Genomic DNA, 790 nt, shown 5'->3' with positions numbered 1-790 from the left:
GTATACAGACTTGCCCCACAGGCGGCGCGTCGGTTCGCAAGTTGACCGGAATCGTTGCAATATTGACTACTTGAGGCAGACTGACGGGAATGCGTTCCAAACCGAAAGATACGAAAAGGTATCCAAGATGACCGAGATTAGACGCACGCCGCTTTTTGGGCTTCACGTTGAGTTGGGCGGCAAGATGGTTGATTTTGCCGGGTGGGAGATGCCAGTTCAGTATCCGCTGGGGATCATGGGTGAACATAAGCAGTGCCGCGAGAAGGCGGCGTTGTTTGATGTGTCGCATTTGGGTCAGGTGATTTTGCGGGGCGAGGATGTGGGCGAGAAGCTGGAAGCTCTGTGTCCGCAGGCTTATGCGACGCTGAAGGAAGGCAAGGCGCGGTACGGGTTCTTCACCAATGCCGAAGGCGGGATCATGGATGACCTGATCGTGTCGAACGCGGGGGATCATTACTTTGTGGTGGTGAATGCGGCGCTGCGGCATCAGGACATTCCGCATATGCGTGAGCACCTCGAAGGCGTCGAAGTGATCGAGATTTTCGACCGTGCGCTGGTGGCCGTTCAGGGCCCTGCGGCGGAAAACGTTGTGGGCGAACTGTGCCCCGCCGCGCGGGATCTGAAGTTCATGGAAACCACCGTGGCGGATATCAACGGCGTCGAATGCCGTATCTCGCGGCTGGGCTATACCGGCGAGGATGGCTACGAGATTTCGATCCCCGAGGACAAGGCGATTGAGATCACCAAAGCCTTCCTGGCGCATGAGGATTGCGAAGCGGCCGGTCTGGGC

1 protein-coding gene is annotated in these 790 nt (G+C 57.7%); it reads left to right on the top strand.

Features of this window, described 5'->3' with window-relative positions:
- Positions 1 to 127: 127 nt before the first annotated feature.
- The coding region (locus tag ACR0EL_RS22130) for an aminomethyltransferase family protein (protein ID WP_480502306.1) at positions 128 to 790 on the top strand (663 nt) is incomplete at its 3' end.

This window comes from Ruegeria sp. AH12 (assembly GCF_056541465.1).
This window is presented reverse-complemented; position numbering and strand designations above follow the sequence as displayed.